Genomic DNA, 24,139 nt, shown 5'->3' on the forward strand with positions numbered 1-24,139 from the left:
GACACCGCGCCAACCCGGCAGCACGCCTGAACAACCCAGCAACTGGTCGGCGCAGCACATAGCGAGGTTCTAGAAGTCCCCACCCAGAAAGCAGGCGAGAAGATGCGGCATCCACAGCGAATGGGGCGAATGTCCGTTCCCGGGCGGAAGGTGCAGCTGGCAACGGCGGCCATGCTGCTGGTGGCCACGACCGTGGCGGCTTGCGGCGATGGCCAGGACGGCGGTGGGACGGCGAGCGCCCCGAAGGCGCCGGCGACCATCCCGGAGCTCACCACGGACCCGCTGACCCTCAGCTTCATCTGGTTCGACTGGCCCCCCGCCCAGGCGCTGGAAGCCTTCGCGAACGCGGAGTACAAGAAGGAGCGGCCGAACGCGACCATCAAGGTCAACACCGTGCCGAACGCGAACTGGCACGACGCGATGTTCACCCAGTTCGCCGCGCGCAAGACCGACTTCGACATCGCGATCCTGGACTCGCAACACATCGGTGAGGCCGTGACGAACGGCAACATCCTCGACATCACCGACTTCGTCAAGAACAACATCGAGGTCGAGGCGTACAACCCGTACCTCCTGGCGGCGTACGGCCAGTTCCCGCAGGCGGAGACCGGCCAGCGCGACGAGAACGCCAGCCTGTACGGACTGCCGCTGCTCGGCGACACCTGGACGATGATCTACCGCAAGGACCTGATCGGCGACCAGCCGCCGCAGACCTGGGATGAGATGATCTCAGTCGCCGAGAAGTGCCAGGCGGACAACCCGGGCGTCAGCGGGCTGGCCTTCCACCAGGCCAACGGCTCCGACGCCGCGGCCGTAACCTACAACACGGTCAACGGCGTCTACGGCGGCAACCTCTGGGACGCCAAGACGCGCAAGATCGAGGGCGTCCTCAACGACGCTGCCGGCCAGGAAGCGATGGACGTCCTGGTCAACAAGATGAAGCCGCTTACCGCCAAGGGCTCCGGCAACTGGTTCATCGACGAGGTGAACGCGGCGGTCGCCCAGGGCAAGGCATGCATCGCGTTCAACTGGATCGCCGCGAGCGGCGGCCTGCTCGATCCGAAGCAGTCGACGCTCGGCAGCACCCGGGAGCAGATTCTCGACAAGCTGGGTTTCGCCACCCTGCCGAGCCAGAAGACCAACCTGGTCCCGCTCGGCGGTATGGGGATGCACATATCGGCCTACTCCCCCACGGCGAACCAGGCTGAGGCGCTGAACTTCATGAAGTGGTTCGAGCGGGCCGACATCCAGAAGAAGTGGGCCGCGGCCGGTGGCGTGCCAGCGCGTACGGACGCCCTGGAGTCGCCGGAGTTCCTCAACGCCGGGCCGTTCAACCAGGTGTACGCCGACTCGGTGCCACGGATGCGGGACATGTGGAACGTGCCCGAGTACGCGCGTCTCGTCGACATTGAGAACACCAACGTGAACGCGGCTCTCAACGGCGCGAAGAGTCCGAAGGATGCGCTCGACGACATCGCCAAGGAGCAGCAGGCGGTGCTCGACTCCAGCAACCGCAGGGGCGGCGGCGGACTGTGAGTGACCCCGTACCTCTGACGACCGACCACCCCGGGCAGGTGGCGTCCGCGACGCCACCTGCACCGGGTCGGTCCCGCCGGCTCAGCGACCGCGGGCTCGCCGTGGCCTTCATCTCCCCCGCGCTGCTGCTGTTGCTCGCCATGTCGGTGTTCCCGTTGCTGTGGGCGTTGTACCTGTCCTTCACCGACTACTCGGCCACCCGCGGAGGGTCCCCCCGATTCGTCGGGTTCGGGAACTACACCGCCATCCTGACCTCGGCGCAGGTCCACCAGCGGGCCCTGACGACGTTGATCTACGTGGTCGGCGCGGTCACCCTGCAGACCGTGCTCGGTTTCGCCATCGCCTACCTGATCTCCCGGCGCACGCACGGGCGAGGACTGCTGACCACGCTGTTCCTGGTGCCCATGATGCTGTCGCCGGTCGTGGTCGGGTTGTTCTGGCGATTCATGCTCGACGCGCAGTTCGGCGTGATCAACAGCTTGCTCGGCTCGATCGGCCTCGGGCAGGTGGAGTGGCTCACCCGGCAGCGCACGGCATTGATTTCCCTGATCGTGGTCGACACCTGGCAGTGGACGCCGTTCATCATGCTCATCGCGCTCGCCGGCCTCACCGCGGTGCCCAAGTACCTGTACGAGGCCGCCTCGATCGACCGGGCGTCCGAGTGGTTCCGGTTCCGCACCATCACTCTTCCGCTGGTGTGGCCGCTACTCCTCATCGCCGTGTTGTTCCGGGCCATCGAGGCCTTCCGGCTGTTCGACCTGGTCTACATCCTCACCAACGGAGGCCCGGGGGTCTCCACCGAGACGCTGTCGTTCCACGTTTACAAGGTCGCGTTCCTGGGCTTCAACACCGGAACCGCCTCGGCGTACGGGGTCCTCATGGTCCTCGTCGTCATCGTCCTCACGCAGCTCTACCTGCGCTACCTGAACAAGCTCAAGGAGGGCTGATGGCCGTCTCCGTCGACGAGGCCGTGTCCGCAGGTCGTCCTGCCCGGAATCGCACGCCCCCCGCGCGCCGCCTGGGCGGCCGGGGCCGCTCCGTGCTGGAGGTCGCGCTGCTGACCGCGCTGGCCGTCGTGATGCTCTTTCCGGTGCTGTGGATGATCGAGACGTCCATCAAGGAGAACCGGGACGTCTACGCCGTTCCGGCTCAGTTCTTCGGCTTCACGGTCACCATGGACCACTTCAAGGACGTGTTCGTCGCCCCCGGCGGCGGTCGTTCGGACCTGTCCGTCGCGTTTCTCAACTCCGCCGTGGTCGCCGGGGTCTCCACGCTGCTGGCCACCGTGCTGGGGGTCCCGGCGGCCTGGGCCTACTCGCGCTTCGCGGTGAAGGCCAAGAAGGACCAGCTGTTCTTCATCCTGTCCACCCGCTTCATGCCACCCGTGGTGGTCGTGATCCCGATCTTCCTCATGTACCGCCAGGTCGGACTCATCGACAGCAAGCTCGGCCTGATCCTCATCTACACCGCGTTCAACGTCCCGTTCACGATCTGGATGATGAAGGGGTTCGTCGACGAGGTGCCCGCGGAGTACGAGGATGCCGCCATGCTCGACGGCTACACCCGGTTGCAGGCCTTCCGGCGATTCACCCTTCCCCTGCTCGTGCCCGGCATCGCCGCGACGGCGGTCTTCGCGCTCATCTTCTCGTGGAACGAGTTCGTCTTCGCCATCTTCCTCACCTCCAGCGACAACGTGCGGACCGCCCCACCCGCCATCGCCGGTCTCATCGGTGGCACCACCACGGACTGGGGTCTCGTGGCCGCCGCCTCCGTGGTGTTCGCCCTACCGGTGCTCGTCTTCGCCTACCTGGTGCGCAAGCACCTCGTCGCCGGTGTGACGCTCGGGGCGGTGCGACGCTGATGGCGGGCATCGAGGTGACCGCCCTGCACAAGCGCTACCCGGACGGCACGGTCGCGGTTGATCACGTGGACCTGTCCATCGGCGACGGCGAGCTGTTCGTGATGCTCGGCCCGTCGGGTTGCGGCAAAACGACCACGCTGCGGGCCATAGCCGGCCTGGAGAGGCAGACGACGGGCGACATCCGCATCGGCGACACACTGGTCAACGACCTGCCGCCCGCCGAACGCGACATCGCCATGGTGTTCCAGTTCTACGCCCTCTACCCGCATCTGAGAACCCGGGACAACCTGGCGTTCCCCCTGCGGGCCGAGGGACTACCCAAGGCGGAGGTGCACAAGCGGGTCGACGAGGCCGCCCGGCTGATGCGGCTCGGTCCGCTGCTGGACCGACGACCGCGCCAGTTGTCCGGCGGGGAGCAGCAACGCGTCGCACTTGCTCGCGCCCTGGTGCGACGACCGCGCGCATTCCTCATGGACGAGCCACTCACGAATCTGGACGCGGAGCTGAGGGCGGACATGCGCACGGAGATCAAGCATCTGCAGGGGGAACTGGGGGCGACGATGGTCTACGTCACCCACGACCAGGTCGAGGCGATGTCGCTCGGTCACCGGATCGCCATCCTCAACAAGGGCCGTGTCGAGCAGATCGGCACGCCGCTGGAAGTCTACGACCGGCCGGCGAGTCTCTTCTGCGCCGCATTCATCGGTTCCCCGCCGATGAACCTGATCGAAGTGGAGGTGGCCGACGGGAAGCTGCGCAGTCAGGGCGGACTGGTCCTCACACCACCGCCAGGTCTGCCGCGCGACCGTCGCCTGGTCGCCGGTGTCCGGCCGGAGGCGCTGGAAGTCACCGAACCGGGGGCGGACGGTTCGGTCCCGGCCCGCGTGGTCTCGGTGGAGTGGCTGGGTGACGAGATCATCTACGTGGTTGACCACGGCGGCCGGCGCGACGTACGGGTCCGGATGCCAACGGCTGTCCGTTTCGCCGCTGACGCACCGGTCGGGCTACGGCACACCGGCAGGACCCCGGCGGTCTACGACGTGAGCACGGAAGAACGGGTGGCCTGATGGGAACCGTGGCAGTGCACGGGCTGTGCAAGTCCTTCGGCAGGGTCCAGGCCCTGGACGGAGTGACGCTGGATGTGCCGGACGGTTCGTTCTTCGTCGTACTCGGGCCCTCCGGGGCTGGCAAGACGACGACCCTGCGAGCGATCGCCGGTCTTGAAAAGCTTGACGCCGGGTCGGTGCATCTGGACGGGAGGGACGCGACCGGTGACTCCCCGGCCGCGCGCGACCTGTCCATGGTCTTCCAGAACTACGCCCTCTACCCGCGACACACGGCGTACGAGAACATCGCTTCGCCGCTGCGGGCACGCCGCTGTTCTTCCCGTGAGATCGCCGCCGCCGTCGAGCGGATGTCGAACCTGCTGCACATCGAACGGCTGCTGCAGCGTCGTCCGGCGCAGTTGTCGGGCGGTGAGATGCAGCGTGTCGCCCTGGCCCGGGCGCTGGTCCGTCACCCGCGCGCATTTCTCATGGACGAGCCGCTGACGAACCTCGACCTCAAGCTCCGCGTCGAGATGCGCACCGAGCTCACCCGCATTCACCGCAGCCTCGGAGCAACCTTCGTCTACGTGACCAACGACCAGGTCGAGGCCCTGTCCATGGCCGACCAGGTCGCGGTTCTCAAGGAGGGGAAGGTGCAACAGGTCGGGACGCCGACCGAGGTGTACGAGCGCCCCGCCAACCAGTGGGTCGCCGGATTCGTCGGGAGTCCGCCCATCAGCCTGCTCGCCTGCCGCGCCGAGGGAGATCGTCTGGTCGGTGCGGAAGGCTGGACGCTGCCGCGGCCCCGCTGGACCACGGCTGAGGACGGTCAGGCGCTGCTGCTGGGCCTGCGCGCAGAGGACCTGTCCGTCGAGCAGCGTGGGAACGCGTCGTTGTCGGGGGAACTCTACGGGCTTGAGCCGCTCGGTGACCGAACGGTGGTCGACGTCCGAGTGGGGACGACGATCCTCAAGGTCAAGGCACGACCCACCGTCACCGGTACGCCGGGCGAGCGGCTGCTTGTCACGGTCGACCTGGACCGTGCGCACCTGTTCGATGCGGGCACCGGGCTGTCGCTGGCCGAGGCTGGGCGGTAACCACGCCAGGCGGCGACGGCACCATGCGCCCGCGCGCGGCAATCGAAACTCGGCGGACCGTCACCACTGAGCACGCCCTGACGACGCTGAGCCGGCCGTGGCCGAGGGGCAATTCGGTGGCGCGGGGTGTCGCCCGGCAGACCGGGGCCACTGCCACATTCGACCCGCTCGGCGCCCTCGCCCCCCACGAGGGCGGGTGACCCGCCCGGCTATGCGCACAGCGCGATCGCATAGACACGCCAGACCAAGAAGATCGCAGGAGGCGACGCAATGAGTGACCCGATGAACGTCCTGGCCCCCGAGCACCGGCGGCTCCGGATCGGCGACTCCTGGCGCGACGCCGCAAGCGCAGCCACCTTCGCCGTCGAGGACCCAGCCACCGAAAAGACCATCGCCGAGGTGGCGGACGCCGGCGTCGTCGACGGGCTCGCCGCTCTGGACGCGGCGAGCAGGGCAATGGCGCAGTGGGCGGCGACCCCGCCGCGGAAGCGGTCAGAGTTGTTGGCCGCGACGTACCGGGCACTGACCGGCCGATCCGAGGAGATCGCCCGGCTGATAACGCTCGAGATGGGCAAGCCGCTCGCCGAGGCGCGGGCAGAGGTGGCCTACGGCGCCGAGTTCTTCCGCTGGTTCGCCGAGGAGGCGGTGCGCGTCGAGGGGCGCTACAGCACCGCTCCCGCAGGGGGATACCGCATCCTCACCGTGCCGAAGCCGGTCGGACCATGCGTCTTCGTGACGCCCTGGAACTTTCCGTTGGCCATGGGTGCCCGCAAGATCGCTCCTGCGCTGGCCGCAGGTTGCACGACGATCACCAAGCCAGCAGCCCAGACGCCACTGACCATGCTGCTCCTGGCTCGCATCATGGAGGAGGTCGGCGTTCCCCCGGGCGTCGTCAACGTGGTGACCACCAAGCGTGCCGGCGAAATGGTCTCCGCACTGCTAGCCGACAGTCGAACCCGCAAGCTTTCGTTCACCGGGTCGACCGAGGTCGGACGCGTGCTGCTACGACAGGCTGCGGACAACGTGCTGCGCACCTCCATGGAACTGGGCGGCAACGCGGCCTTGATCGTGTGTGCCGACGCTGACCTGGACGTCGCGCTCGACGGCGCCATGGTGGCCAAGATGCGCAACACCGGGCAGTCCTGCGTCGCGGCCAACCGGATCTACGTCGAGGAGCCGGTGCGCGACGAGTTCACGGCGCGCTTCGCCGAGCGGATGAGCGCGCTTTCGGTGGGCCAGGGTCTCGACGATGGCGTGGACGTCGGGGCGTTGATCGACGAGGCCTCGGTGACCACGATCCACGAGCTCGTCACCGACGCGGTCGATCGCGGCGCCCGGGTCTTGGTGGGCGGCGCCCGTCCGGATGGGCCGGGTCACTTCTACCCACCTACGGTCCTCGTCGACGTGCCCGCAGATGCGCGGATGCTGGAGACCGAAATCTTCGGCCCGGTGGCGCCGATCATCTCGTTCACGTCCGACGACGAGGTGATGGCGAAGGCCAACGACACCGAGCACGGCCTGGTCGGATACATCTTCACCCGTGACCTGCAGCGGGCGCTCCGGTTCACCGAGGGGCTGGATACGGGGATGCTCGGGATCAACCGTGGTCTGATATCGGACCCGTCAGCTCCCTTCGGAGGCGTGAAGCAGTCCGGGATCGGCAGGGAGGGGTCGCACGAGGGCATCCTTGAGTACCTCGACCTCACCTACGCAGCAATCGACCTACCGTGACAGGTCTGCTGCTCCGGGCGCCCAGCGCACGCCCGCACCACCCGGACGGCCAACCTCGCCGACGCCGTCCCGGTCTCGCAGGTGACCTTACGTCCGCCCAGCAAATCGCCGTCGAGGTTCCGGAGAGGCACCGACATGCTTGAGACCGTCCGCGGACCACGCCAGCTGATAGTGGGCGAAGGGGTCGCGCAGAACATCCCACGAGTGGTGGCCGAGAGTGGCTCGCGAGTCCTCATCGTGACCGACCAGGTGCTTCTGGGGCAGCCGGGCGTGGCCGGGATCGTGGCCGCCGTGCGGGAGAAGGTCGAGGTCGTCGAGGTGTTCTCCGACGCGACTCCAGACGTGCCACTCGGCGATGTCGCCCTGGCCGTCTCGGTCGCCGCCGAGGTGGACGCCGACGTGATCCTCGCCATCGGCGGTGGCACGGTGATCGACCTCGCCAAGATCGTCGGCGTCATCCGGCGCCACGGTGGGACGCCGCGCGACTTCTACGGCGAATCGAGGGTGCCGGGGCCGACGATTCCCCTCGTCGCGGTCCCGACGACGTCAGGCACCGGCTCCGAACTCACCCCCGTCTCGGTGTTGACCGACCCGGACCGCGAGCTGAAGGTGGGGGTTTCCAGCGTCCACATCGTGCCCGACTTCGCCATCGTCGACCCCGAACTCACCTACACCTGCCCGGCGACCGTCACCGCTCACTCCGGCATCGACGCGTTCTGTCACGCGGTGGAGAGCTACACCGCGCGACCCCGGGCCCACGGACCGCGCGACCCGGTGGAGCAGGTGTTCCTCGGCCGCAACCCGACCACCGACCACTATGCGCTCCTGGCCGCGGAGCGGATCGCCCGTAGCTTGCGTCGTGCCGTCAGGGACGGCGGCGACAAGGACGCGCGCGCGGACATGTCCTATGGGTCCATGCTCGCCGGGCTCGCCTTTTCCCACGCGGGCAACGCGGCCCCACACGCTCTCCAGTACCCCATCGGCGCAGCCACGCACACGCCGCACGGACTGGGCGTCGGACTGCTGCTGCCCTACGCGCTGGACGCGGCCAGGGACGCCATCGGCGACCGGCTGGCCATCCTCGCCGAGGTGTGCGGGCTCGACGTGACCGACGCCTCGGAGACCGAGTCCGCAGACACGTTCCTCACCTGGCTCGACGGGCTCCTTGCCGACATCGGTATCCCTCCCACCTTGGCCGACATCGGCGTGGCACGCGCCGACCTCCCGCGCTTCGCGGAGATGGCCAGTGGCATCACCCGATTGATCCGGAACCATCCAGGCCCGACCGACACCGCCAGCCTGACCGCGATCCTCGAAGCGGCCTGGACCGGCGATCGGACCCGACGGTCCTGACTCCGAGCAGAGTGGATCGCGACCGACCGCCCCTTGCGGCCATTGGCAGCCACCTCCGCGAGCCGCTCACCCTCGGGAATCGGCAACTCACTCACCACAGCGCACCGTCATCAACCTGCGACGGGTACGGCCTTCACGCTCGGTCACGCGGACTCCGAGCCTGCTTACGCCGCGCCGGCCAGGCATCACCGCCCAGTGCCCGGTGAACCTTTCGGGTGGCGTCGGGCGAAGTCCCAGACGATGGCGCTGGCGTCCGGGCCGGCGCGATCTGTGAAGAGGCCGTCACCGGCAGGGCCTGGCCAGACGTGCCCCATGTCATGGACGAGGTACGACTCGACGACAGACCTGCCGTCCGGCGTGGTGATGGTGGTGTGCGTGTACGCATGCCTGCCCGGTTCCGCGGGCACCGTCGTCGTCGCTGCGACCAGGTCCAAACTCTCGTTGAGCAGACCGTCGTCGACAAGGTCACTCACCGCGGTCCAGTGCTCGACGAGGCGAGTGGCGACGATCGGTGGGACGACGTCATCCTCCTCGCCCTGGATGACGAGCAGCGGCACCTGCCGCGCCCGGTCGCCCATCTGGGACCACGCCTGACGTGCGGTGTAGTTCGGCGGGGTGGTGCCGGGGTCGTCCGCGTCCACCTGGTTCAGCCCATACTCGCCACCGGCGACCGACGTCACGGTCGCGAAGACGTCGGGGTAGGTCGCCGCGAGGATGACGGCGGCCCCCGCCCCGGACGACGCGCCGGCGACGTGCACGTGCTCCGGGTCCGCGTTGTAATCCTCGACCACCTTCCGGGCCACGCCTGCGAGCAGCGCGGGTTCTCCGTCGTAGCGGTGCTGTTCCCGCGGGTCACTCGAGTTCCAGCAGTTGATCGCGCTGCGGAACATGCGCTGCGTCGGATAGACAACGATGAAGCCCTCACGGTCGGCCAGATCGTTGAACTGCGTCGTGAACTTCATCGAGTTCCACCCGTACCCGGACATCCCGCACCCGTGGATCGCCATGATCACCGGCAACCGGGTCGTGCCGTCGTGCTGTGGCGGCAGGTGAACCTGGTAGCGCTGGGAGCCCACATCGCTTTCGTACTTGTGATTGCGGTCCCCCTCCCCCATCCACCATGGCAGGCCAGACTGGAAGACCGCAGCACCGACACCGATCGCGGCCACGAGCACCAGCACGACGCCGGAGGCGATCCAGGGCCATCGCCGCCGACGAGGCCGGTCGGGCCGCGGCTGATCGGACTCGAGCGCCCGGTTCGGTGCCGTCATTGAGTGTTCCTTTCGCCGGTCGACGCTCACCTGCTGGTAGTGGCCACGCTGGCGGTGCTGGCGGTGCTGGCGGCAACGATCGCCGCTGCGGTGCGAGTCACCGCGGCGGCGACCGCCTCGGGTCCCCAATGGCCCCGTGCGATCTCGCTGGTCCGGGTCACCGTCGTCGACCTCCAGGGCAACGGGGGCCGCAGCGAGGGCATGGCGCCGCTGGCGAAGAGCAACCTGATCAGAGGTCGGGTGGACTGTCGCTTCAGCTTACAGTCCAGCCGGTCGGTTCCACCACATGCTCGTTCTGTTGTGCGGCATGGCCGTTCGGTTGACTCAAGGGTACTTGCCCTGACGCGCCCCATCAGCCGCGCCTCACCGCCCACGAACTCCACATCGCGCGGCTCGTCGCCACCGGGGCGACCTCCGGGGAAGTCGGCACACAGCACCCTCGGTTGTGATCATCACATTGGCCGGATTGATGTCGCGACGGACAATTCCTGCTCCTTACTTTGACTTCTTCTTCTCCAGTGTCATGAATGGCAACAATTGCGGGATGGCTGAGGCGCGCCAACAGCCTGTTGTCAGGCTGGCAGCGGTGGAGGCGCCTTCGCGTCTGTGGGAGCCCCTGATATCTTCGCCGGTCGTCACCGTGCCGCGAGCTGGATGGTCGCTGCCCGTGGCGTGTCAGGACCAGCAACGGCGTCGGCAGGCGCGCCGGGCACCCGTCCACGGTTAGGGCCCTGCTCGGGCGGCCGCGGTTCGCGTCGGTGATAATTACCTAAGTTCTAGAGTTCCTTGTATGGTGCCGACGGACTCAGGTGAGAACGAACTGTTGAACCTTCTGGGCCGGCGCGCGGAGCGCGTCGCCGTCGAACACCTACTCGCCCAGGCACAAACCGGACGCAGCGGGGCACTCGTGGTGCGCGGGGAAGCGGGCATCGGGAAGACCGCGATCCTGGAACACGCCCGCGACACCGCGGCTCCATCGGGTTTCCGGGTCGAGCAGTCGATCGGAGCGGAGTCCGAGACCCAGTTCGCGTTCGCCGGTCTGCACCAGCTGTGCGCGCCACTGCTTGACCACACGGATGCGCTACCCGAACCGCAGCAGGCCGCCCTCGGTGTGGCGCTCGGCTTGCGCGCCGGGGCGGCACCGGACCGGTTCCTGGTCGGGCTGGCCACCCTCAACCTGCTGGCCGAGGTCGCCGAGGAACAGCCGCTGCTGTGCCTCGTCGACGATGCGCAGTGGCTGGACGAGGCTTCCGCGCAGGTCCTGGCGTTCGTGGCACGCCGGGTCGCGGCCGAGCGGATCGCCTTGCTGTTCGCGCTGCGCGATGTCGGCGATGGCGCTGTCGCCACGTTCGCCGGGCTGCCGGAGCTGCGGCTGGACGGCCTCGGCGACACCGACGCGGAAGCGCTGCTGGCCTCCGCCGTCCGCGCACCGCTCGACGCCGGAGTACGCGCCCGGATCATCGCCGAGGCACGCGGCAACCCGCTGGCGCTGCTGGAACTCCCCCGCAGCACGCCGCCCACCCGGCTGGCCGGCGGGTTCGAGCTGCCCGACACCCTCAGCGTCCCGAGCCGCGTCGAGGACGAATTCCGCCGCCGCTCCGGCAATCTTCCCCCCGACACCCAGCTGCTACTGCTGGTCGCCGCCGCCGAGCCGACCGGCGACGTGGTGCTGCTGTGGCGCGCCGCCGCCGAGCTGAGAATCGCCCGCGAGGCCGCCGCACCCGCGGAAGCCGCCGGACTGCTTGAGATCGATATCCGGGTGCGGTTCTGTCATCCGTTGGCGCGTTCGGCGGTCTACCGGGCCGCCACCCCACCCGATCACCGCCGCGCCCACGGCGCCCTGGCCGCCGCCACCGACCCGCAGACCGACCCGGACCGGCGCGCCTGGCATCGCGCACAAGCGGTCCTGGGCACCGACGAGGAAGCCGCCGCGGAGCTGGAACGCTCGGCGGACCGGGCACGGGCCCGTGGCGGACTGGCCGCCGCGGCCGCGTTCCTGCAGCGCGCGGCAACCCTAACCCCCGATCCCGCCACTCGCGCCCGTCGGACGCTGGAAGCCGCCCGCGCCAAGCACGAGGCCGGCGCGTCCGAAAGCGCGCTGGAACTGCTCACGGCGGCGCCGCTCGGGCCGCTGGATCCCCTGCAACGCGCGCACCTCGACCTGTTGCGAGCCCAGATCGCCTTCCACCTGACCCGAGGCACCGAGGTGCCGGGCATGTTGATGGATGCCGCCAAGGCACTTGCCCCGTTGGACGCCGCGCTGTCCCGCGAGACCTACCTACATGCGCTGGATGCGGCGATCATCAACGGAGGGGGCGATGCGGTGCGCATCGCCGAAGCGGCCCTGGCCGCCCCCGCACCCGGGGCGCCGCCGCGACCGGTGGACCTGCTCCTCGACGGGCTCGCGACGACCTTGACGAGGGGCTATGCGGCGGGAGCGCCGGGGCTACGGCTCGCGCTGGAAGCGTTCCGCGACGGCCCGCAGGCGGAATCTGCGCAGTGCAGCCAGAGCGACCGGTGGCTGTGGCTGGCCGGTCGCAACGCCGTGGCGGTCCTCGACGACGAGCTCCTCTATGTGCTGGCCAGCCGCAACGTCCAGCTCGCTCGTGAGGCCGGCGCGCTGGCAACGCTCCCCGCCGCACTGAACTTCCTGTCCATCACGTCGGCCCTGATGGGCGATCTCGCCCACGCCGACGAGTTGGCCACCGAGGCCACGGTGATCACGCAGGCGACCGGGGGCGTGCCGCTGCACCATGCTCGCGTCATCCTCCACGGCTGGCGCGGTGACCAGGCCGAGACCACCGCGCTCAATGCCGTCATTGTCCAAGAGGACATCTACCCCGACGGCGGTACGGATGCCTCCCTGGCTCAGTACGCGATGGCGGTGCTCCACAATGGGTCGGGCAACTACTCGGCCGCGCAGGAAGCGGCGACGAGGGCGTGCAGGTCCGACGAACAGTCGATCAGCAGCGCCGGTCTACCCGAGCTCATCGAGGCTTCCGTCCGTGCCGGCGACCCGGCACGAGCGGCGCTCGCACTGGAGCAGTTCACCTCACTCGCAGATGCGTCCGGCACCTCATGGGCGCTCGGCCTGGCCGCGCGCTCACGAGCGCTGACCAGCACGGGACCCGAGGCCGAGGAGCACTACGGCGAGGCGATCGAACGGCTCGGAAAGTCCCGAATGGCCAGCGACGCGGCTCGTGCTCAGCTCGTCTATGGCGAGTGGCTGCGCCGCGAAGGCCGCCGCCAGGACGCGCGCAAGAGCCTCCGCACCGCCCACCAACTGCTGTCGGACATAGGCGTAGCAGCCTTCGCCGGACGGGCCGCCCGCGAGCTGCGCGCCACCGGTGAACACCCACGCAAACGCAGCACCCAGCCGGCCCACACCCTCACCACCCACGAGCTGCACATCGCCCGATTGGTCGCCACCGGGGCGACCTCCCGGGAGATCGCCGCACAGTTGTTCCTGAGCCCACGCACCATCGAAGCGCACCTGCGCAGCATCTTCCGCAAACTCGGCATCACCTCGCGCCGACAGCTCAAGGATCTGCCGCTTCCCTGACCAGACATGCACACGGCCGGAAGGCCCCGGGGAGCGAACGTCAGCGCGGGCGGGCCCGGCCAGCGTCGGCCGTGCTCAGACAACTTGCCAGCACGGTGCGACCGGTCGGCACCTCAGTAGCTTCCACTGACGCGAACTCTCGCCACGGGTGCGAGTCTGGCGATCCGACGACCGACGGCGATTCGGATCGCAAGACCTTATGCCGGAAATAACCTGAAACTATGCGACACGCTGTCGCACAACCGATTGGCCACCGAGTCGCCCTCAGGCCAGACCACGAGAGGACGATCATGCCTACCCTCAGTCACACGATCGACATCGCCGCGCCCGCAGATCGCGTGTGGGCGATCCTCACCGACACCGCTGCGTACCCGGAATGGAACCCATTCATCACGAACCTTGATGGCAGCCTGACCCGTGGATCTCGGCTGGCGGTGACCATCGCTCTTCCCGGGGCTAAGCCGCGCCGCTTCACTCCTACCGTCACCGCCGTCGAGCCCGAGCGGCGGCTCGCCTGGCTCGGCCGTTTGCTCATCCCAGGCATCTTCGACGGCGCGCACTCCTTCGACATCGAACCGCTCACCACCGAGTCGACCCGGTTCACCCAGTCAGAACGCTTCTCCGGACTGCTCGTGATGATGCTGCCCGGCTTGTTGCGCTCAACCGAGTCAGGCTTCGCGGCAATGAACACTGCCCTCGCCGCGCGGGCAGAGGCGTGACGGCCCGTGCGTGGTCCAGCGTCCGCGGTGACTTCCGGCAGCGGCTCGCCGACGGCGATGAGCCCATCATCTGGGGCACTTTCTGATAGCTAGTCGCGGCGTTCCTCGAAGCACGGCCCGCTGTTCACCGGCGGCAACGGAAGCCACCAGAAGAAGGCCGCCTGCCACTCGGTCCCCTGCCACAACGGGTCAGACGTCGGCAGAGCCCACGGGCCGCCTTGATCAACCTCAGGATGCTCCTGGCGGTCGGGCGATGCGGGCGCCCCGGCGCGGGGCCAGTCGCCGGCCGTTCGTCTCCGCCGCTGGACCAGTGGCTTCGTCGCCTCCTTGAGGGTCACCGCCGGGGACCACCGTCACCAGTGGACACCCTGAGACTGGATGTTGGTCCAGAGGAAGGGGGCGCTTTCTCCCACCTACGGAGTGTCAGATCATCGGGTTGCCGTTGACAGTCGCCTCGGGGGAGGTGAGGTCCTGAATGACATCCCAGTGTTCGACGATACGGCCATTATCGAGCCGGAAGATGTCAACGATGACGACCGGATTCGGTGCCCACCCATGGACGACACTGTGGGTGAAAACAAGATCACCCTGCGCGGCGATCCGCTTCGGCTCCCACGAGAAGCCCTCCAGACCCGGCACCACAGCGCGTAGCGTGTCCAGACCGTTGGCCAGCTGAGGACTGTGCTGGACGTAGGGCTCGGCCCAGTACCGGTCGAGCGCCGTGATGTCCTTCTCTGCGAAGAGTTCTCGCATGGCGGTCAGTACGATTTCGGTGTTGCGTTGAGCCTGGTCAGTCGCCGTGTTCGCGGCCATGGTCAGGCCTCCTCGATAGTCCCGACGAAGTTGTAGAGAGTGCCGCCGACGGTCACGTTGGAATACAGCGTCGCGTTGGCGAAGCCCTCGACGTGGGTGACGGTGGCACCGCTGGCCTCAGCGGCGTGTAGGCAACGCCTGGCCTCAAAGGTCACGATGATCGACTGGCCTTCGTACGCCTTCTTCGCGGTTCCGCTGCTCATACCGACTCTCCATCATTGCCGTGCCGTTCAGTCGCTGACCCTGCTGCGGGACTGGTAAACCAGGTCCTCGTACTCGGGGTGCCGGGCGATCCACCCCGCGAAGAATGGACACGTGGGCAGGACCAGCAGGTTCGCGGCGCGGGCCTCGTCGAGGGCGGCGCGGGCCAGGGCCGCCCCAACTCCCCTGCCCTCGTACTCCGGCGAGACCTCGGTGTGCACGAACGCGATGAGTTCCGTGGTGCGGATGTACTGCGCGAAGCCCGCGACCTTGGACTCTCCCTCGACCAGCGCCTCGTACCGTTTGGCTTCGGGGACGTCTTTCACATTCACTACCATGTGTCCTCCATCAGATCTCATCTCCGATACGGGTTGGCCGGCGGTAACGCGACGATCGTGCGGTCGCATTTCTGGTCTTCACCGACCAGTGGTTTGGTGCCACCGCAGCGGATCGTCCTCCAGCGCGGACCGGTCCCAGTGCCCCCGGACCGCAGCGGCTTCGTAGGTGGTCTGGAGAAACTCGGCGACCGCGCGGTCGGGGTCCGGTGCGGTGCGGGCGACCTCGTAGGGCAGCAGGAACTGCTTGAACTCGGAACTGAAGTACGCGCCTTCGGGGCGGACCTGCTGCTCGGCGAACCCGTCAGGTTCGGGATAGGCGTAGGAGTAGAAGGCGCCCTCCTCGCCGCCGCCGGGCCAGAACCCGCAGCTGGACAGTTCCCGGGAGTAGCCCTCGACCATGACCCAGTCCCCGCAGTTGGGCACGCCCCCAGGGTGCGGTGGGGCCGACCGGCCGGAGAAGCGGGTGCAAGCGAGGTCCATCCCGCCCCAGAAGAAGTGCACCGGACTGACCTTGCCCACGAAGTGCGACCGGAACTCGCCGATCACCCGGTTCGCCTGCAACAGCTGTCGCCAGAACAGGCCGGCCGCCTCACCTTCATAGGAGGCGTGGTGGTGGTCCTCGGCGAACGGGATCGCCGGGTCGACCTCGTTGGGGTGCGGCCGGATCGGTGCCTCGATCCCGAGCTCGTCGAGCATGGCCATGACCCGCGAGTAGAACTCGGCGACCGGCATCGGCCGGAGCGGGAGGCTCCGGGCGCCGCCGTTGCTGGTGCGCACGTCGAGCCGATGGCCGATGAAGTCGAACTCGATCTCGAAAGCCCCCATGCGGTGCGGGATGGCGGACGTCGTCAACCCGCGCGGGCTCAGGTACAGGGTCACCTGCCACCAGTGGTTGAGCAGCGGGGCGTGGGCCATGCGGATCTTGCCAACGATCTGGGTCCACATGTGCAGAGTGTCGCGGGTGGGGGTCCAGTCCGAGACCCGCAGGCTCGGCCAGCTCATCGTTGCCGGGCTTGTCATCGCTACTCACATCCTTCGCTGTAACGAGAGGGTGGCGGTGGCCGGGATCGCGTCCCGCAGCGGGTACCTACGCGTACCACCGGTTCGCTGATCGGCGATCTTGTCCCTTCCTGACGGTCAGCGGTACTCGGGATTGGCGGCGTCCGGATGAACTCCTGCGTCCCAGGCAGTGCGCTGGTTGCCGTAGGCCGGGAACCCGCCGGCACTACGGATCATCGACGCGAGGTGGAGCAGGTTGTAGGTCATGAACGCGGTATTGCGGTTGGTGAAGTCGTTCTCCGGCCCGCCGGAACCCTCGTCGAGGTAGGACGGCCCGGGGCCAACCTCACCGAGCCAACCCGCATCCGCCTGCGGCGGAACAGTGAAGCCGATGTGCTGCAGGCTGTAGAGGATGTTCATCGAGCAGTGCTTCAGGCCGTCTTCGTTGCCGGTTAGCAGGCAGCCACCGACCCGGCCGTAGTAGGCGTACTGGCCCCGTTCGTTGAGTACGCCGGAGTATCCGTAGAGCCGCTCGATCACCCGACGGGTCACCGAACTGTTGTCGCCGAGCCAGATCGGTCCCGCGATGACCAGGATGTCGGCTGCCAGCACCCGGGTCAGCAGCGCGGGCCATTCGTCGGTGTCCACTCCGTACTCGGTCATATCGGGTCGGACGCCGGTGGCGATGTCGTGGTCGACGGCGCGAATCTGGTCCACGCTCACCCCGTTCGCCTCCATGATCGCCACACTGCGGTCGATAAGCCCCTGGGTGTGGCTACGGCCGGGGGAACGGTTGAGAGTGCAGTTGATGTACATCGCGCGCAGCCCGGTGAAGTCGGGCTTCTCGATCGCGGTCGCGGTCATGGGGTCCTTCCTGGTGATCGGGCGTGCCGTCGGTCTGTCGGTCGGATGGGTGCACGTAACGAGTGTCGGAGGCTGCGGCCTGCGCCGGATCGGTCGGTCAGTCGGCCGGTCGTGCTCGGGGTAGCGCGCCCGATGCTGCCGGCACTCACGTGGCAGGCGATCGCGCGTGATCAATGACATCGATGACCGCGAGTCGGCCACCATCGCCGGGATCCGGGTCCGGGATCATCGTCTCCGGATCTACGAGATAGACCTCGTGACCGTCCAGCGTGAGCCGACGCGCGACCTCCAGGAGCATTCGTCGGGCCACGTCGTCGATGGAATGCACCAGAGAGACGTCGAGGACCACTCGGGGCTCCGCCGGCGCACTCTCCACGAGCTCGCGGACGATTCGCTCGGCTCCCGCGAAGCGGATCCCGCCCTGCAGCCGGAGAACCCGGGTCGCGTCCGCTCCGTCGCCTCGTACTCGGTTGGAACGCACGACCGCGCGCGCCGCGGGCGGGACCTCCATCACATGCAGCCCCATGTCGGTGGAGAACCGCTCGAACAGCGACACTCCGCGGACGCTGTTGCCGTGCCGGTCCAGTCGAGGCGAGAAGGTGGCAATGCCGAGCTGACCGGGGAGTGCACCGATCAGTCCCCCGGCCACACCGCTCTTGGCCGGAATGCCGACCTGCGTGGCCCAGTCGCCGGCGGCGTCATACATCCCGCAGGTGGCCATGACGCTCAGGACCTGGCGCACCACTGCCCCGTCCACCACCTGCTCGTTCGAGAGGGGATTGACTCCGCGGTTCGCCAACGTCGCCGCCATCATCGCCAGATCCCGGGTGGTGACGAGCACCGAGCACTGACGGATGTAGCCATCGACAACGGCCCTCGGGTCCTCGGTGAGGATGCCGTGGCTGCGGAGCATGTGCGCGATGGCGAGGTTGCGGTGCGCGCTCTCCATCTCCGATGCGCACACCGTCTCATCGACCGTCAGCTGACGGCCCGCGAACGCCGAAAGCCCATGAACGACGCGGTCCACCCGCTCGACGGGCTTCAGGTTCTCCTGTCCGGCCAGTGAGTGAGTGGTGATCGCGCCGGCGTTGATCATCGGATTCCGGGGACGTCCTGTTTCGCTTTCGAGGGAGATCTCGTTGAACGCCTCCCCAGATGGCTCGACCCCGACCTTGGCGAGCACCCGATCGAAGCCGCGATCGGAGAGCGCCATCGCGTACACAAAGGGCTTCGAGATCGACTGGATCGTGAACGCGGCATCGGCGTCTCCGGCACCGTAAACCGTACCGTCGACCGTGGCGAAGACGGCTGCGAGACGTTCAGGATCAGCTGTCGCGAGCTCGGGAATATAGCCCGCCGGCTCCCCGGAGGTGTCCGATTCGACGTCTCCGAGCACCTCGTTCAGATAGTCGGGAACGACTGACCGCATCCGTCCTCCTCAGGGCCTCGCGGGGGCTGTGCGCGGAGATCTTGCCGAAACGCGCACCGTGCCCGACGACGCCGTCCGGCGGCCCCGATGACATCGAGAGTCGAGGTCATGCCCGCTCCGTTGGTGCCGGGGAGTGCGTAGGGCTCCCGGCGCGCGACCTGGAACGAGAGTTCCTCGACGGGGTGAAACTCGCTGTAGGTAGCGCTCAGTTGGGCGACTTCGATGACTGGACTGACGGGCATCGGGATCCTTTCGTCTCGGCACAAGACTTCCGTCATTGGCGGCACCTTCGCGTCGGTACAAGCCCCTTAGCTCTCATCCTCAGCGCACTGCGCCGCAGGCGAGGTGGTCGCTGTCGCTGCGGGTAGCGGTCGGTACGCGGTTGACCAGCGATGAGAGCCGCAGGCCCGGGCCTGTCTCGACCTGCGGCATCCGTTTGATCGACCGCTTCGCGTGGAGGTCACGGCCTTGCCATGGCGGCCTGGATCAGGAACAACTGCAATCCCCATCGCCCAGGCCGGACGCGGCGGGGTACTCGTAATGCGTGGGGAAGCGGGCATCGGGAAAACCGCGATCCTGGGGTACACCCGCGACGTCGCGGCCGCTTCGGGATTCCGGGTGGGGTACTCGGTCGGAGGTGAAGCCTGAGAAGCGGCTCGCGTTCGCCGGCCTGCACCAGCTGTGCGGGCCGCTGCTGAACCACGCAGATCCGCTGCCGTGAGCCGCAGCAGGTTGCCCTGCGCGTGGCGTTCGGCTTACGCCGGCAGGCCCGCACCGGGACCGGTTCCTGGTCGGGCTGCCCACCCGAAACCGCGCCGGCACCCGCCAGCGCAGTCTGCTGTGATTCGGAGGATCCGATCGCCAGCGCGTCAGATGGGCGTGGGAAAGGTGCCGTCAGTGGCGAGCTCGAGCAGCAGGCGACGAGCGGCCGCGATGCTCGCTTCGTCCTCTTCCCCGTATATGGTGGCCACGACGACACCCTCGGCGGCTCGTCGCACGATCTGGATGCGCTCGTTGCTCAACCCATCGACGGCGAACTGCTCGCTCCACCACGCACTGTGCTCTTTCGCTACCTCAGCAACCGCAGGGATCGCGTGCAGACCGATCCAGATCGCCGCTGACGTGACGTCGTACGCAGCTCCGGCATCCGAACGTCCCGCGCAGAGCGCCCGAACGTAGGCACGGAGCATCTTGCCGGGGTGGTTCTCCGACAGGTCGAGATGGCTGAGGACCGTCTCCCGGAAACGTTCCTGAACGTCTTCCACCACAGCGATCACCAACTGGTCCCGACTGCCGAAGTGGTGAACCAAGCCGCTCTTCGACACACCGGCGACCGAGGCGACCTGATCCAGGGTGACCGCGGCGCCTCTGGCCAGAATCACCTGGGTCGCCGCATCAAGCACGGCCCGCCGCGTGCGCTCGGTGTTTCGCGTCCGTCGCTCCTCAGCCACCGGACCACCCGCCATGAATCGAGACCAATACCGACCAACTGGTCTACAGTACTGTACAAGCGTACCGTCGCTTGGTGGCTGGTGAGCCCTCCGGGTCAGTGGATGAATCCGGCCAAGGCGTCGTGGATCATGTTGGTCACCACATTTTGAAGATCTAGCAGCGGCATGACAACCTGCCCGAGTCAGGGAGTCCAACAGCGGCATCTAGACCAGACATCCATGCCGAGCATGAAAAGAGGGCTCCTGCAAGTCTCTGACCTGCGGAAACCCTCTCGCTGTCGGGACGGCCGGATTCGAACCGACGACCCCTTGACCCCCAGTAGTCCGGTGGCCCAGCGGAATGCTCACGCATTTGTCCAGGTCGTTGGAAGCATAAACCAGCCGAGTAAAGGAGTCGTCGCGCCGCTCCCCCGCCACCATCGACGTCCCCGCAGTCAGCCAGACGAGCAGGTCCCACAGCACGTCGTCACGACCGGCGTCGGCGAGGACCGCACCGTGGCCTTCGCCGCCTCCGAGAACAGGGTGTCCGCCAGACACGTCACGAACAACGGTCCGCACATCACACCTCCACCCACCGCTCGCCGACCCGCGCCACGGACCCACCACCGGGCTGGTAGCGCACGATCCGCTGAGCTTGCCGCACCAGCCGCCGCAGCGCAGCAAGGCCACCGCCGACCACGCCGGCCGCCCACGCTGCACCAGCACGTTGCCGATCGCGGTGGCCTCCACCGGCCCGACCAGCACCGGCAGGCCGCAGGCGTCGGCGGTGAGCTGACAGAGCAGAGGCCGAGCCTCGGCCCTCACCGCGATCGACACATTCGTCGTCGGATTCGTCCGCTCTGTCCGGTTGGTTGACTCGCCGTACAACGAAGCCAGATGTCTCGAAAAGATCTGGGCGGGCTTGTCGATTCGGGTCGTTCGTTTTCGTAGCTGTGGTGAGAGCCCGGCACCGAGCCGGACCATACGCCTCCCGGAGGACACGATGAGCACCACCGCGAACACTACCCGCCCCACCACCTTGACCACCGGTGCACTGATCCGGACCGGCATCACCGCCACGGTTGCCGCGAGCGCCGCCACGATGGCCGTGGCCGCCGCCGGCCACGCGGCAGGCATCAGCCTCGACGTCGGCGACGCACCGATCCCGGTCACCGGGTTCGGCGTACTGACCGCTGTCTTCTCACTCTTCGGCGTGGTCCTCGCCGCGCTGTTGTCCCGCTTCGCCCGCCGTCCGCGGCGTACCTTCGTCCGAACGACGGCGGTGCTGACCGTGCTGTCGCTGGTGCCGGACGTGATCGTCGACGCCGGCCCGGCCACCAAGGCGCTGCTGATGCTCACCCACCTGATCGCGGCCGCGATCGTGATCCCCGCTGTCGCGCGCCACCTGGCCGACTGACCTGTCACCATCCCACCATCGAACGACCGGAGGACCATCATGAGGCAGTACCTGCTTTCCGTGCATTTCGTCGAGGGTGCGCCTGAGCCGTCTGACGATGAGATGCAGACCATGTTCAGGGAGACCGATCGGATCAACACCGAGATGCAGGCCACCGGTGTCTGGGTCTTCGGCGGCGGGCTCCGGGCACCGGACAGCGCTACCGTCGTCCGGATCGAAAACGGCAGCACCACCATGAGCGACGGGCCGTTCGCCGAGACGAAGGAGCACATCGCCGGCTTCTGGGTCATCAAGTGCGCGGACCTGGACGAGGCGCTGGCCTGGGCCGAGAAGTGCGCGGCAGCCTGCGGACCGATCGAGGTTCGCCCCTTCGACGACCTGTCCCAGGCCTGAACCTCAGCCGGTCACCCAACATGGACCTGGCGAGCATCTACCGCGCAGAGTACGGCCGCTGCGTCGCCACCCTGACCCGCCTTCTCGGCGACATCCACCTCGCCGAGGAGGCGGTCCAGGACGCCTTCACCACGGCGCTGCAGAAATGGCAGATCCCACCGCCGAACCCGGGCGCCTGGATCGTGACCACCGCCCGCAACCGGGCCGTCGACCGGCTCCGCCGGGAGACGACCCGCGAGGCCCGGCACGCCGAGGCCCTGCTACTGCACCAACAGGGTGATCCCCAGGAGGTGGGACCGGTGAAGGACGACCAGCTGCGACTCATCTTCACCTGCTGCCATCCGGCGCTTGCTCCCGACGCGCGTACCGCCCTCACGCTCCGCCTCCTCGGCGGTCTCGACGTGCCAGAGATCGCCCGGGCCTATCTGCTGCAGGAGGCGACCGTCGCCCAGCGGATCGTGCGCGCCAAGAAGAAGATCCGCGACGCCGGCATCCCGTACCGGGTACCCGCCGAACATGAGCTGCCGGATCGGCTGCCGCCGGTGCTCACCGTGCTCTACCTGATGTTCAACGAGGGCTACACGTCGACCGCAGGGCCGCTGATCAGAACGGACCTGTGCACCGAGGCGATCCGGCTCGCCCGCGAGCTCGCCGCGTTGATGCCCGACGAGCCCGAGGTGCTCGGCCTGCTCGCCCTGCTGCTGCTGACCGAGGCGCGTCGCCCGGCCCGGATCGACGCGACCGGCGAACTGGTGCTGCTGGCCGACCAGGACCGGTCGCTGTGGAACCGGACCCTCATCGCCGAGGGCCACGACCTGGTCCGCCGTTGCCTGCGGCGCAACCGGCCCGGGCCGTACCAGATCCAGGCCGCGATCAGCGCGGTGCACACCGACGGCACCGCCACCGACTGGCGACAGGTCCTGGCACTGTACGACCAACTGCTCGCGCTCGCGCCGACCCCGATCGTCGCGCTCAACCGTGCGGTCGCGATAGCCGAGGTACACGGACCGGCGGCGGCCCTCGCCACGTTGGAGGACATCGACCTCCCCGGCTACCACCGGCTGCCCGCCACCCGTGCCGAACTGCTGGCCCGACTCGGCCGCGACACAGCGGCCGGAGCCGCCTACGACCAGGCCATCGCCCTCGCCACCAACGAGACCGAACGCGCCTACCTACAGACCCGCCGCACCGAACTCACCCGTACAAGGAGAACCTCATGACCGCCACCTACACCTTCGATGTCTTCTCCAGCCTCGACGGCTTCGGCACCACCAGAGGCAACTGGGGCGGCTACTGGGGCAAGCAGGGCCCCGAGCTGCTCGATCACCGTCTCGCCGCGTACCGCGAAGAGCAGCGCATGGTCTTCGGAGCCAACACGTACCGGGTGTTCGCGCAGATGCTGGCCGCGAGCACCGAGGAATCCGAGGTGCGCGACGCCTGGGTCGCCCGGATGCGAAACCTCCCGACGACCGTGGTGTCGACCACCCTCGAAGGCCCCCTCGACTGGCCGGACGCGACCATCGTGCACGGCGACGCGGTCGACGTCGTCGCCCGACTCAAGGAGGAGTCCGAGGTGCCCCTGCGGTCGCATGGCAGCCTGTCGCTGAACCGGTCGCTGATGGCCGCCGGCCTGGTCGACCGCGTCCAGGTGACGATCTTCCCGGTGATCACAGGCCAGACCGGCACGGAGCCGATCTTCCAGGACGCGGCCGACTTCGACCTGGAGCTGATCGGGGCCCGGACGCTCGACGGTCGCACCCAGGAACTTACCTACCGACCCACCCTGCACGTCTGACTTCGCTGGTGATACGCGTGCGCCGGATCCCTCACGACCGCGCAGCCCGGACACGCCACCGACCGCCCGGAGAGCGTCTCAAGTCGACACCTCGTCTGGAGCGGCATCAGAATGGAGTCTGCGCCTTATTTCGCACGCGGAAGCGGAGCATTGTGACGGCGCCCAACTGGGTGTTGCGAGCTGGAACTGGATTGAGGGCTCCTGCAAGTCTCTGACCTGCGGAAACCTTCTCGCTGCCGGGACGGCCGGATTCGAACCGACGACCCCTTGTTACGGAACGTAGC

The 24,139-nt window shown here is 68.0% G+C and carries 22 protein-coding genes; 13 read left to right on the plus strand and 9 right to left on the minus strand.

Annotated features, from left to right (window positions below; genetic code table 11):
• The first annotated feature begins 129 nt into the window (after positions 1-129).
• The 7 genes from SM447_RS17525 to SM447_RS17555 all read left to right on the plus strand — a co-directional run bounded on the left by SM447_RS17525 (position 130) and on the right by SM447_RS17555 (position 8,624).
• A complete protein-coding gene (locus SM447_RS17525; protein ID WP_474573879.1) occupies positions 130-1,536 on the plus strand; it encodes a sugar ABC transporter substrate-binding protein in 1,407 nt (468 codons plus the stop codon).
• Positions 1,537-1,574: 38 nt separating this feature from the next.
• Positions 1,575-2,483, plus strand: a complete 909-nt coding sequence (locus tag SM447_RS17530) for a carbohydrate ABC transporter permease (protein WP_474573880.1) — start codon at positions 1,575-1,577, stop codon at positions 2,481-2,483.
• Complete coding sequence (locus SM447_RS17535; RefSeq protein WP_474573881.1) at positions 2,483-3,397, plus strand: carbohydrate ABC transporter permease; 915 nt, start codon at positions 2,483-2,485, stop codon at positions 3,395-3,397. Before SM447_RS17530 ends, SM447_RS17535 begins: the two co-directional genes overlap by 1 nt.
• Positions 3,397-4,464, plus strand: a complete 1,068-nt coding sequence (locus SM447_RS17540; RefSeq protein ID WP_474573882.1) for an ABC transporter ATP-binding protein — start codon at positions 3,397-3,399, stop codon at positions 4,462-4,464. Before SM447_RS17535 ends, SM447_RS17540 begins: the two co-directional genes overlap by 1 nt.
• Positions 4,464-5,540, plus strand: coding sequence for an ABC transporter ATP-binding protein (locus tag SM447_RS17545; RefSeq protein WP_474573883.1), 1,077 nt, complete (start codon positions 4,464-4,466; stop codon positions 5,538-5,540). The genes SM447_RS17540 and SM447_RS17545 overlap by 1 nt, the downstream gene beginning before the upstream one ends.
• 270 nt (positions 5,541-5,810) lie before the next feature.
• Positions 5,811-7,271, plus strand: coding sequence for an NAD-dependent succinate-semialdehyde dehydrogenase (locus tag SM447_RS17550; protein ID WP_474573884.1), 1,461 nt, complete (start codon positions 5,811-5,813; stop codon positions 7,269-7,271).
• Positions 7,272-7,406: 135 nt separating this feature from the next.
• Positions 7,407-8,624, plus strand: a complete 1,218-nt coding sequence (locus tag SM447_RS17555; RefSeq protein ID WP_474573885.1) for an iron-containing alcohol dehydrogenase — start codon at positions 7,407-7,409, stop codon at positions 8,622-8,624.
• Positions 8,625-8,809: 185 nt separating this feature from the next.
• Here SM447_RS17555 and SM447_RS17560 read toward each other — a convergent pair whose 3' ends face one another.
• Positions 8,810-9,895 (minus strand): extracellular catalytic domain type 1 short-chain-length polyhydroxyalkanoate depolymerase, encoded by a 1,086-nt coding sequence (locus SM447_RS17560; RefSeq protein WP_474573886.1) that lies wholly within the window; start codon positions 9,893-9,895, stop codon positions 8,810-8,812.
• Between the two features lie 790 nt (positions 9,896-10,685).
• On the opposite strand from SM447_RS17560, the gene SM447_RS17565 reads away from it, so the two are divergent.
• Both SM447_RS17565 and SM447_RS17570 read left to right on the plus strand, forming a co-directional pair.
• On the plus strand, positions 10,686-13,457 hold the full coding sequence (locus tag SM447_RS17565; protein WP_474573887.1) for an ATP-binding protein: 2,772 nt from the start codon (positions 10,686-10,688) through the stop codon (positions 13,455-13,457).
• 290 nt (positions 13,458-13,747) lie between these two features.
• Positions 13,748-14,176: an SRPBCC family protein gene (locus SM447_RS17570; RefSeq protein ID WP_474573888.1), complete on the plus strand. Its 429-nt coding sequence runs from the start codon at positions 13,748-13,750 to the stop codon at positions 14,174-14,176.
• Positions 14,177-14,599: 423 nt separating this feature from the next.
• On the opposite strand, the gene SM447_RS17575 is transcribed toward SM447_RS17570, so the two are convergent.
• The 8 genes from SM447_RS17575 to SM447_RS17610 form a co-directional block, all read right to left on the minus strand.
• Positions 14,600-14,989: a nuclear transport factor 2 family protein gene (locus SM447_RS17575; RefSeq protein ID WP_474573889.1), complete on the minus strand. Its 390-nt coding sequence runs from the start codon at positions 14,987-14,989 to the stop codon at positions 14,600-14,602.
• 2 nt (positions 14,990-14,991) lie between these two features.
• Positions 14,992-15,192, minus strand: a complete 201-nt coding sequence (locus tag SM447_RS17580; RefSeq protein WP_474573890.1) for a MoaF-related domain-containing protein — start codon at positions 15,190-15,192, stop codon at positions 14,992-14,994.
• Positions 15,193-15,219: 27 nt separating this feature from the next.
• A complete protein-coding gene (locus tag SM447_RS17585; RefSeq protein WP_474573891.1) occupies positions 15,220-15,528 on the minus strand; it encodes a GNAT family N-acetyltransferase in 309 nt (102 codons plus the stop codon).
• A gap of 78 nt (positions 15,529-15,606) precedes the next feature.
• Entirely contained in the window at positions 15,607-16,548 is a 942-nt protein-coding gene (locus SM447_RS17590) for a DUF5996 family protein (protein WP_474573892.1), read from the minus strand.
• Positions 16,549-16,665: 117 nt separating this feature from the next.
• The gene (locus tag SM447_RS17595; protein ID WP_474573893.1) at positions 16,666-17,391 is read right to left on the minus strand and encodes a flavodoxin family protein; all 726 of its coding nucleotides are present in this window, start codon (positions 17,389-17,391) and stop codon (positions 16,666-16,668) included.
• 145 nt (positions 17,392-17,536) lie between these two features.
• Positions 17,537-18,820 carry a glutaminase gene (locus SM447_RS17600; protein ID WP_474573894.1) on the minus strand — a complete coding sequence of 428 codons (1,284 nt, stop codon included), beginning with the start codon at positions 18,818-18,820 and terminating at the stop codon, positions 17,537-17,539.
• 869 nt (positions 18,821-19,689) lie between these two features.
• Positions 19,690-20,271 carry a TetR/AcrR family transcriptional regulator gene (locus SM447_RS17605; RefSeq protein WP_474573895.1) on the minus strand — a complete coding sequence of 194 codons (582 nt, stop codon included), beginning with the start codon at positions 20,269-20,271 and terminating at the stop codon, positions 19,690-19,692.
• 204 nt (positions 20,272-20,475) lie between these two features.
• Positions 20,476-21,261, minus strand: a complete 786-nt coding sequence (locus SM447_RS17610) for an FGGY-family carbohydrate kinase (protein ID WP_474573896.1) — start codon at positions 21,259-21,261, stop codon at positions 20,476-20,478.
• Here SM447_RS17610 and SM447_RS17615 point away from each other — a divergent pair.
• The 4 genes from SM447_RS17615 (at position 21,254) to SM447_RS17630 (ending at position 23,855) form a co-directional block, all read left to right on the plus strand.
• The gene (locus SM447_RS17615; RefSeq protein ID WP_474573897.1) at positions 21,254-21,667 is read left to right on the plus strand and encodes a DUF6069 family protein; all 414 of its coding nucleotides are present in this window, start codon (positions 21,254-21,256) and stop codon (positions 21,665-21,667) included. The two genes, SM447_RS17610 and SM447_RS17615, sit on opposite strands and share 8 nt — an antisense overlap.
• 111 nt (positions 21,668-21,778) lie before the next feature.
• Positions 21,779-22,060 (plus strand): YciI family protein, encoded by a 282-nt coding sequence (locus SM447_RS17620; protein ID WP_474573898.1) that lies wholly within the window; start codon positions 21,779-21,781, stop codon positions 22,058-22,060.
• A gap of 20 nt (positions 22,061-22,080) precedes the next feature.
• Positions 22,081-23,280: an RNA polymerase sigma factor gene (locus SM447_RS17625; protein WP_474573899.1), complete on the plus strand. Its 1,200-nt coding sequence runs from the start codon at positions 22,081-22,083 to the stop codon at positions 23,278-23,280.
• The gene (locus tag SM447_RS17630) at positions 23,277-23,855 is read left to right on the plus strand and encodes a dihydrofolate reductase family protein (protein WP_474573900.1); all 579 of its coding nucleotides are present in this window, start codon (positions 23,277-23,279) and stop codon (positions 23,853-23,855) included. The genes SM447_RS17625 and SM447_RS17630 overlap by 4 nt, the downstream gene beginning before the upstream one ends.
• The last annotated feature ends 284 nt before the right edge of the window (positions 23,856-24,139 follow it).

It is taken from the genome of Micromonospora aridisoli (assembly GCF_056150025.1).

Coding starts and splice junctions, on each gene's coding strand:
- SM447_RS17525 (WP_474573879.1), top strand. CDS start 130: ATGTCCGTTCCCGGGCGGAAGGTGCAGCTGGCAACGGCGGCCATGCTG.
- SM447_RS17535 (WP_474573881.1), top strand. CDS start 2,483: ATGGCCGTCTCCGTCGACGAGGCCGTGTCCGCAGGTCGTCCTGCCCGG.
- SM447_RS17540 (WP_474573882.1), top strand. CDS start 3,397: ATGGCGGGCATCGAGGTGACCGCCCTGCACAAGCGCTACCCGGACGGC.
- SM447_RS17545 (WP_474573883.1), top strand. CDS start 4,464: ATGGGAACCGTGGCAGTGCACGGGCTGTGCAAGTCCTTCGGCAGGGTC.
- SM447_RS17550 (WP_474573884.1), top strand. CDS start 5,811: ATGAGTGACCCGATGAACGTCCTGGCCCCCGAGCACCGGCGGCTCCGG.
- SM447_RS17555 (WP_474573885.1), top strand. CDS start 7,407: ATGCTTGAGACCGTCCGCGGACCACGCCAGCTGATAGTGGGCGAAGGG.
- SM447_RS17560 (WP_474573886.1), bottom strand. CDS start 9,895: ATGACGGCACCGAACCGGGCGCTCGAGTCCGATCAGCCGCGGCCCGAC.
- SM447_RS17565 (WP_474573887.1), top strand. CDS start 10,686: ATGGTGCCGACGGACTCAGGTGAGAACGAACTGTTGAACCTTCTGGGC.
- SM447_RS17570 (WP_474573888.1), top strand. CDS start 13,748: ATGCCTACCCTCAGTCACACGATCGACATCGCCGCGCCCGCAGATCGC.
- SM447_RS17575 (WP_474573889.1), bottom strand. CDS start 14,989: ATGGCCGCGAACACGGCGACTGACCAGGCTCAACGCAACACCGAAATC.
- SM447_RS17580 (WP_474573890.1), bottom strand. CDS start 15,192: ATGAGCAGCGGAACCGCGAAGAAGGCGTACGAAGGCCAGTCGATCATC.
- SM447_RS17585 (WP_474573891.1), bottom strand. CDS start 15,528: ATGGTAGTGAATGTGAAAGACGTCCCCGAAGCCAAACGGTACGAGGCG.
- SM447_RS17590 (WP_474573892.1), bottom strand. CDS start 16,548: ATGACAAGCCCGGCAACGATGAGCTGGCCGAGCCTGCGGGTCTCGGAC.
- SM447_RS17595 (WP_474573893.1), bottom strand. CDS start 17,391: ATGACCGCGACCGCGATCGAGAAGCCCGACTTCACCGGGCTGCGCGCG.
- SM447_RS17600 (WP_474573894.1), bottom strand. CDS start 18,820: ATGCGGTCAGTCGTTCCCGACTATCTGAACGAGGTGCTCGGAGACGTC.
- SM447_RS17615 (WP_474573897.1), top strand. CDS start 21,254: ATGAGCACCACCGCGAACACTACCCGCCCCACCACCTTGACCACCGGT.
- SM447_RS17620 (WP_474573898.1), top strand. CDS start 21,779: ATGTTCAGGGAGACCGATCGGATCAACACCGAGATGCAGGCCACCGGT.
- SM447_RS17625 (WP_474573899.1), top strand. CDS start 22,081: ATGGACCTGGCGAGCATCTACCGCGCAGAGTACGGCCGCTGCGTCGCC.
- SM447_RS17630 (WP_474573900.1), top strand. CDS start 23,277: ATGACCGCCACCTACACCTTCGATGTCTTCTCCAGCCTCGACGGCTTC.